We start from the raw sequence: 7,778 nt of genomic DNA, 5'->3' as shown, positions 1-7,778 counted from the left end.
AATATTTAAGCTATAAAAAAAGCCCGAACAAGTCGGGCTTTTTTATTAATCTGGCGGTGGAACAGGGATTCGAACCCCGGGTAGGCTACAAACCTACAACAGTTTTCAAGACTGCCGCATTCAACCGCTCTGCCATTCCACCGGGTTGATGGAGCGGTATTATAAAGACTTGCTCAGGCTTTGCAAGCCTTGTAGCCATTTTTTCCTAAATTTCGTTTAAATTTGATCCGCGCCACCCATATAAGGTTTAAGCACATCTGGAACCGTAATGCTGCCATCGGCATTTTGGTAGTTTTCCAAAACCGCTACAAGCGTACGTCCTACGGCCAAACCTGAACCGTTTAGAGTGTGTAACAGTTGGGGTTTATCCTGGCCTGTGCGAAAACGCGCCATCATGCGGCGGGCTTGAAAGTCTTCAAAGTTCGAGCAGGATGAAATCTCACGATAAGCTTGCTGACCCGGCAACCAGACTTCTAGATCATAGGTTTTGGCGGCGGAAAAACCCATATCTTTGGTGCATAACGACATCATACGATAAGGCAAGCCTAACTTTTCGAGGATTGAGGCGGCATGCTGGGTTAACGCATCTAAAGCGTCATAAGATTCGTCTGGGTGTACAAATTGCACCATTTCAACCTTCTCAAATTGATGCTGACGAATCAAACCTTTTACATCGCGACCGTAAGAGCCGGCTTCGGAGCGGAAACAAGGCGTGTGTGCGACATAACGAATCGGGAGCTGAGTCGCATCCACAATTTCAGCACGCATTAAGTTGGTGATCGGCACTTCGGCGGTTGGGATTAAATATAAATCGCGATCACTGGTGTCGTGTTCGTCGTGTTTTTCTAACTTATACAGATCGGCCGCAAACTTGGGAAGTTGGCCTGTGCCGTAAAGACTGTCTTGATTGACAATATAAGGCACATAAACTTCTTCGTAGTGATGTTCGTTGATATGTGTATCCAGCATAAACTGGGTTAATGCGCGCTGTAAGCGGGCCATAGAGCCTTTCAAAACCGAAAACCGTGCCGATGTAAGCTTAGTAGCCGCCTCATTGTCGTACCAGCCACGCTGCTCAGATAATTCAACGTGATCTTTAACCTCAAAATCGAACTCGCGCGGTTTTCCCCAACGTTTAATTTCGACGTTGTCGTCTTCTGATTGACCAACGGGCGTTGAATCATCTGGCAAATTTGGTAGGCTGGCCAACATGCTATCCAATTCTTGTTGAACTTGATCAAAAGCCGATTTGGCCTTTTCTAATTGCTCGCCTAAATCGGCAACGGCATCTAATAACGGCTGTACATCTTCGCCTTGGGCTTTGGCTTTACCAATTGCTTTAGCACTTTGATTACGTTGGGCTTGCAACTGCTCGGTTTGCATTTGTAAGTCTTTGCGTTGTTGCTCAAGTTGTTCAAACTTAGTGCCATCAAAGCTGAATCCGCGTGTCGCTAATTTCGCCACTACGCGATCCAAATCGGTTCGTAATAATTTCACATCTAACATAATTTCATCTCTAAAGTTCTAAATCTAACAAGCTATTCAACTAAAAATTGTTTACCGGCGACCAGTCCTATCCAGACGGCGATCAAGCATCCCACTACACTCACAGCAATGTTTAACATGGCTTTGTTTAACTCGCCGATTTGTATATATTGCATGGTCTCAAATGAGAAGGTTGAAAAGGTGGTAAAAGACCCCAAAAATCCAACAATCAAAAACGCCCGCCATTCTGCGGATACGGCGAATTTGTTGATTAATAAAATCGTCAACAGGCCAATTAAAAACGAGCCTATAAGATTAACGGCTAAAGTACCCCATGCAAAATCACGCCCCAACCAAATATAGGTTTGGTGCGATAAAGTAAAACGCGCCACCGCTCCCAAAGCGCCACCTAAGGCTATGGCTAACCAAAATGTCATGACACTTATCTCCGCTTATTATCAGCCTGTTGATCCAACTGTTTTAAGTGCGCCATCTTAGCGGCTATTTTTATTTCCAGACCACGTTCTACCGGTTGGTAATATTCTCGTTCCAGCATCGCGTCTGGAAAATAACATTCGCCCGCCGCGTACGCATCCGGTTCATCGTGTGCATAACGATAACCCTGCCCATAATCCATTGATTTCATCAACTTGGTGGGTGCATTACGCAGATGTAATGGCACCTCATCTGAACCATGCTGTTTTATATCTTTTAAAGCGGCTTTATAAGCCATATACACCGCATTCGATTTGGGCGCGACTGCCAAATAAGTGGCGGCTTGCGCGAGCGCCAAATCGCCTTCTGGCGAGCCTAAACGTTCGTAGGCTTGTGCGGCATTAATCGCGACATCTAACGCACGCGGATCGGCATTACCAATTTCTTCACTCGCCATGCGCACCAAACGTCTAGCCAAATAACGTGCATCCACACCACCGTCCAGCATCCGAACCAACCAATACAAAGCCGCATCTGGATCCGAACCACGTACCGATTTATGCAAGGCCGAAATTTGATCGTAAAACGCCTCACCGCCCTTGTCAAAACGCCGAATACCGGCCTGCACCACTTCTTTACAAGCTTGTGGTGTCAGCACCAGGCCTGGTGCTTGGGTTTGTGCATCGATATTGGGCTCCGCAAAATCGGTCGCCTGCTCAACAAAGTTGAGTAATCGGCGCGCATCGCCATCGGCGGCTTGGATTAAAACTTCAGCCGCGGCAGCTTCAATGATTAGAGCCTCGCCTAAATCCTCAGAGACCAGTGTTTGCGCACGTTGCAATACCAGTTTTAAATCATCCTCATCCAGCGAACGCAACACATAAACACGGGCGCGAGACAGCAAAGCATTGTTGAGTTCAAACGATGGGTTTTCGGTGGTGGCGCCAATAAACACAAACGTGCCATCTTCCACATAAGGCAAAAACGCATCTTGCTGAGACTTATTAAAACGATGCACTTCATCCACAAACAACAAGGTTCCCTGCTGAAATTGCTCGCGATGCAGTTGAGCTTGCTCTACCGCCTTGCGAACTTCTTTTACGCCATCCAACACAGCGGACAAGCTAATAAACTGCAATTCAGATTGCTGGGCAATTAAACGCGCCAAGGTGGTTTTGCCGGTGCCGGGCGGACCCCAAAAAATCATCGAATGCAAATGCTGTGACGCAAACACACGTGACAAGGCGCGGTTTTCGCCTAATAAATGACGCTGACCGACAAAATCGACCAAGGTTTGTGGGCGTAATCTATCCGAAAGCGGCTGATAAGCCATCATAGGTCCTTACATGCGGCCTACAACATCCGCGCCCTTGGGCGGTGTAAACCTAAAGGCCTGAGGTGAAACCCCTTCATTCACACGAATATTTTTAAATTTTACTTTAGTGATGTTGTCGGAACTTTGGTACATCCAAACCTCTTGCATCACCCCATTTCGTAAGCCAATCTCGATACTTTGAAAATAGGTAGCCGAACGAGGTTGCAGGTTATACCAGGTCATATTGTTGCGACCTCCGGCGGGAATAATTCGATAGGCTTTTTCAACCGGCTCATCAAATAACAACCAAGCAAGCGGAATATCGCCTTGAATATCGGCAATCGGCCTAACCGATACTTGATCTAAATCCAAGTCATAAACCCACAAATGCGTGCCATCGACAATAATGTGTTGTTCTTCTGGTGAGTGGTAGTCCCAACGCATTTTGCCCGGGCGCACCAAATCAAAAGTACCCTGTGAGCGTTCAACCCGAAAAAACGCGTCTTCTTCACGTTCTTGCACAAACTCAGCCGAATAGCTTTTTAAACCATCAATAAAGCTTTGTAAAGGATGCACATTAGCAAGCACCAGGCCTGGTAACGCCAAAACCAAGCCGCCGATTAAAGCTAACTTTTTTAACATATATTTCATTCCTAATTGTTTGGTTTTAATCGTGCTTTGGCACCAGCACTTCGCGGTTACCGTTGGACTGCATGGTTGACACAACCCCTGCGGCTTCCATCGCTTCTACGATTCTGGCGGCACGGTTATAACCGATTTTAAAGCGACGTTGCACCGATGAAATCGATACACGCCCCGCTTGCACAACAAATTCAACCGCTTCATCGTAAATCACATCTTGTTCGGCATCACTCGGATCAGCCGCATTGCTACCCGACTCGGCATTCACTGAGTCAGGATCACGTGTAATCGCCGCCAAATATTGTGGTGCGCCCTGCTGTTTAATAAAGTCGACCACCCGATGCACTTCGTCATCCGACACAAACGCGCCATGTACACGATCAGGCGCGGCGGTTCCGGGCGGTAAATACAACATATCGCCCATACCTAACAACTGTTCCGCGCCCATTTGATCCAAAATGGTTCGTGAATCAATTTTTGAGGATACTTGAAACGACATACGCGTTGGAATGTTGGCTTTAATCAAACCGGTAATCACGTTTACCGACGGACGCTGAGTCGCTAAAATCAAGTGAATTCCAGAGGCACGCGCTTTTTGTGCGAGTCGTGCGATTAGCTCTTCTACCTTTTTGCCTACTACCATAATCATGTCGGCGAATTCATCAATCACCACCACAATATAAGGCAAAGGCGTTAAGGTTGGCGGCGCGTCTGATAGTTCCATGCCAATGGTGACCGCTTGTTGATACAGCGGATCAATAATCGGTTCACCGGCATCCATCGCGGCTTGCACTTTTTCATTGAAGCCAGCGATATTTCTAACGCCCAATTTCGCCATCAATTGATAACGACGATCCATCTCAAACACACACCAACGCAAGGCATTCGCCGCATCGCTCATGTCGGTAACTACAGGGGTTAGTAGATGCGGTATGTCTTCGTAAACCGACAACTCCAACATCTTAGGGTCCACCATAATTAAACGCACTTCATCGGCTCGGCTTTTATAAAGCAAGCTCAAAATCATGCTGTTTACGCCTACCGATTTACCTGAACCGGTGGTACCTGCGACCAACAAATGTGGCATTTTCGCTAAATCGGCAATCACCGGATTACCGGCAATGTCTTTACCTAACCCCATGGTCAAGGGCGATTTACTCTTTTGGAAAATCTCTGAAGATAAGATGTCGCGGAAACCCACAATTTCACGTTTCTCGTTCGGAATCTCAATCCCCACAAACGGTTTGCCCGGAATAATATCCACCACTCGCACCGACTTTACCGCCAAAGCACGTGCCAAATCTTTTGCCAGGTTTGAAATTTGACTGACCTTTACCCCCGCCGCTGGCATAATTTCAAAACGTGTGACTACCGGCCCTGGCAATACCGCCTCTACGGTCGCGGTGACACCAAATTCCTGCAAGCGCGTTTCCAATAAGCCAGACATTAATTTCAAATCGTCTTCGGAATAACTGTCCTCATAAACTGGCGCGGGGTCCAATAAATCCAAACTCGGTAACTCGGCATGCTGAGCTTCCGGCACATAAGCCGAAGAATCCGATTTATGAGGCGCATGCACTTGCACATTTGAAGCCGCGCCCGTTGCATTTGAAGCGGGCTGTTGCACCTGTTCAAATGGTGTTGACGAGGCCTCAATCGGCATTTGAGTTTCAGCCGGTTTGCTGAACGAATCAAATAATTTAGCGCGTTTTTCTTCAATGCGAGCACTCATATCTGCGCGCTGTTCAACCACCGGCTTTACGGTTTGTGAGTTGGGTAAACTTTGGGTTTCTTTTTTTAGATCCAGCCGGCTTAATACATTCTTAAACTGTTCCGAATGCACCACATGTTTTTTGGCTTTTTTATGAATATAACTCATCAAACGCCAAGTTTGACGACCCGTCACGTCGCAAATTGTTAGCCAAGACTGGCCGATTAACATGCTAAAACCTAAAGCAAACATCACCAAGAAGAACAAAGTGGCCGCTAATAAATCAACACCCTGCACCAGCCACAAACTTAACTCATAACCCAGTACACCGCCTGAATAATAAGGCAAACTCACCACCCAACTATCTGGATGTAAATATAAACTAGCCATCGAGGCGCCCGAGAACACCAAAATCAACAAGCCCAGCATACTTAGCCCAAATCGCACCCAGTCAAACTCAGTCGCCGAACGAATTTTTAGGGTAACCCAACCGGCCAATAAAATCCCAAACGGCCAAGCAAAACCGAACACACCAAACAAATACAAAATTAAAGACGATAGCCAAGCACCACTGGCGCCACCGTAATTATTGAAAGCGTCAACCGAGCTTGCCATTTGAAAGCCAGGGTCATCTGGATGATAGCTGTATAGAATAATAAATAAGAAAAATGCCAAGCCGATGCAGCTTAGCAACACTAAATCTTTTAACAACCAATTCCAACGTGAGGATGGTTTTATCGCACCTGCATCGTCGAGGTTATTGTCCTTATTCGCTGATTTAATCAAATTCAAAATCATACCTATTTATAAGTCGAGACAAGCAAGCCATTTGCCAAGCTCACTTGACGCCAAGTTGATTATCTTTCATTCGTAAAAACTGCTAGAATTTTAACACACAAGCCGTCGTATGGTAGACCCACTCCGCCTAAAACACGGGGCAGCCTATTGACCAGGCAAAACTCTAGCGTGAGTGCACCCATTTATTAACCGAAAAGGAATCAGATTATGGAAACCAAACATTGCAAACTGCTTATTTTAGGATCAGGCCCAGCCGGTTATAGCGCGGCGGTTTATGCGGCCAGAGCCAACTTGAACCCTGTCATCATCACTGGCATGCAACAAGGTGGTCAGTTGACCACAACCACCGAAGTCGATAACTGGCCGGGGGATGTAGAAGGTTTGACCGGCCCGGATTTAATGGTTCGCATGCAAAAACATGCTGAGCGTTTTGGTACAGAAATTATCTTTGACCATATCAATAAAGCTGATCTACAAAGCCGCCCATTCACCCTAAGTGGCGACAGCGGAACCTATACTTGCGACGCGCTAATTATCGCGACCGGGGCATCGGCCAAATATTTAGGCTTGGATTCAGAAGAAGCTTTTAAAGGCAAAGGGGTATCGGCCTGTGCAACCTGTGATGGTTTTTTCTATCGCAACCAAAAGGTCGCGGTAATCGGTGGTGGTAACACCGCGGTTGAAGAAGCCTTGTATTTATCCAACATTGCCGCCGAAGTAACGGTAGTGCATCGTCGCGACAAATTTAGCAGTGAAAAAATCCTATCCGACAAACTGTTACAAAAAGCTAAAGACGGCAATGTAAAAATCGAATTTAATAGTGCATTAGAAGAAGTATTAGGCGACAAAACAGGTGTCACCGGCATGCGCATTAAAAACAACCAAACCAATGAGTCCAAAGATGTCGATTTGGCTGGTGTATTTATTGCAATTGGTCACACACCGAATACCGGCTTATTTGAAGGCCAGCTTGAAATGCTAAATGGCTATATCAAAGTGCAAAGTGGCTTACAAGGCAACGCGACCGCCACCAGCATTGAAGGCGTGTTTGCGGCCGGTGACGTGATGGATCAAGTTTACAAACAAGCCATTACTTCCGCCGGTGCAGGCTGCATGGCCGCATTAGACGTTGAAAAATATTTAGAAGCGAAAGACCTAGCTTAACCCCAAACAAAAGTGGTGCATCACGCACCACTTTAGCCACACTTACCCCTCTAAAATTTTATAATCTAGCTTACACAGCCCCCATAAATCGGTTAAATACCTGATATACCGCTTGTTTTTAAAAATTTACAGCCCCATGCTTATGTATAAAATTGGGCGCCTGCAGTCATCCAGAGTTTGCACCAGGCCTGGTGATGGATTTGCCGAATGAATTATTGGATTTTGAAC

General features: G+C 46.3%; 6 protein-coding genes and 1 tRNA gene. 1 reads left to right on the top strand and 6 read right to left on the bottom strand.

The annotated features are described in order from the left end of the window. Positions 1-51: 51 nt before the first annotated feature. From IBX48_RS09145 to IBX48_RS09120, 6 genes are all read right to left on the bottom strand, one after another. A tRNA-Ser gene (locus IBX48_RS09145) sits at positions 52-142 on the bottom strand. Positions 143-216: 74 nt separating this feature from the next. Beyond that, positions 217-1,506: a serine--tRNA ligase gene (gene serS / locus IBX48_RS09140; RefSeq protein WP_296833560.1), complete on the bottom strand. Its 1,290-nt coding sequence runs from the start codon at positions 1,504-1,506 to the stop codon at positions 217-219. A gap of 32 nt (positions 1,507-1,538) precedes the next feature. After that, positions 1,539-1,922, bottom strand: a complete 384-nt coding sequence (gene crcB, locus IBX48_RS09135; RefSeq protein ID WP_296833557.1) for a fluoride efflux transporter CrcB — start codon at positions 1,920-1,922, stop codon at positions 1,539-1,541. Between the two features lie 5 nt (positions 1,923-1,927). Then, a complete protein-coding gene (locus IBX48_RS09130) occupies positions 1,928-3,256 on the bottom strand; it encodes a replication-associated recombination protein A (protein ID WP_296833554.1) in 1,329 nt (442 codons plus the stop codon). 6 nt (positions 3,257-3,262) lie between these two features. Further along, a complete protein-coding gene (gene lolA, locus IBX48_RS09125; RefSeq protein WP_296833551.1) occupies positions 3,263-3,877 on the bottom strand; it encodes an outer membrane lipoprotein chaperone LolA in 615 nt (204 codons plus the stop codon). 25 nt (positions 3,878-3,902) lie between these two features. Continuing rightward, complete coding sequence (locus tag IBX48_RS09120; RefSeq protein WP_296833563.1) at positions 3,903-6,371, bottom strand: DNA translocase FtsK; 2,469 nt, start codon at positions 6,369-6,371, stop codon at positions 3,903-3,905. Positions 6,372-6,593: 222 nt separating this feature from the next. Between IBX48_RS09120 and trxB the strand changes: the two genes are divergently transcribed. Beyond that, complete coding sequence (gene trxB, locus IBX48_RS09115; protein ID WP_296833548.1) at positions 6,594-7,550, top strand: thioredoxin-disulfide reductase; 957 nt, start codon at positions 6,594-6,596, stop codon at positions 7,548-7,550. The last annotated feature ends 228 nt before the right edge of the window (positions 7,551-7,778 follow it).

It is taken from the genome of Thiomicrospira sp., from assembly GCF_014859555.1.
In the GTDB taxonomy this organism is placed as follows: Bacteria; Pseudomonadota; Gammaproteobacteria; order Thiomicrospirales; family Thiomicrospiraceae; genus Thiomicrospira.
This window is presented reverse-complemented; position numbering and strand designations above follow the sequence as displayed.

Coding starts and splice junctions, on each gene's coding strand:
- serS (WP_296833560.1), bottom strand. CDS start 1,506: ATGTTAGATGTGAAATTATTACGAACCGATTTGGATCGCGTAGTGGCG.
- crcB (WP_296833557.1), bottom strand. CDS start 1,922: ATGACATTTTGGTTAGCCATAGCCTTAGGTGGCGCTTTGGGAGCGGTG.
- IBX48_RS09130 (WP_296833554.1), bottom strand. CDS start 3,256: ATGATGGCTTATCAGCCGCTTTCGGATAGATTACGCCCACAAACCTTG.
- lolA (WP_296833551.1), bottom strand. CDS start 3,877: ATGTTAAAAAAGTTAGCTTTAATCGGCGGCTTGGTTTTGGCGTTACCA.
- trxB (WP_296833548.1), top strand. CDS start 6,594: ATGGAAACCAAACATTGCAAACTGCTTATTTTAGGATCAGGCCCAGCC.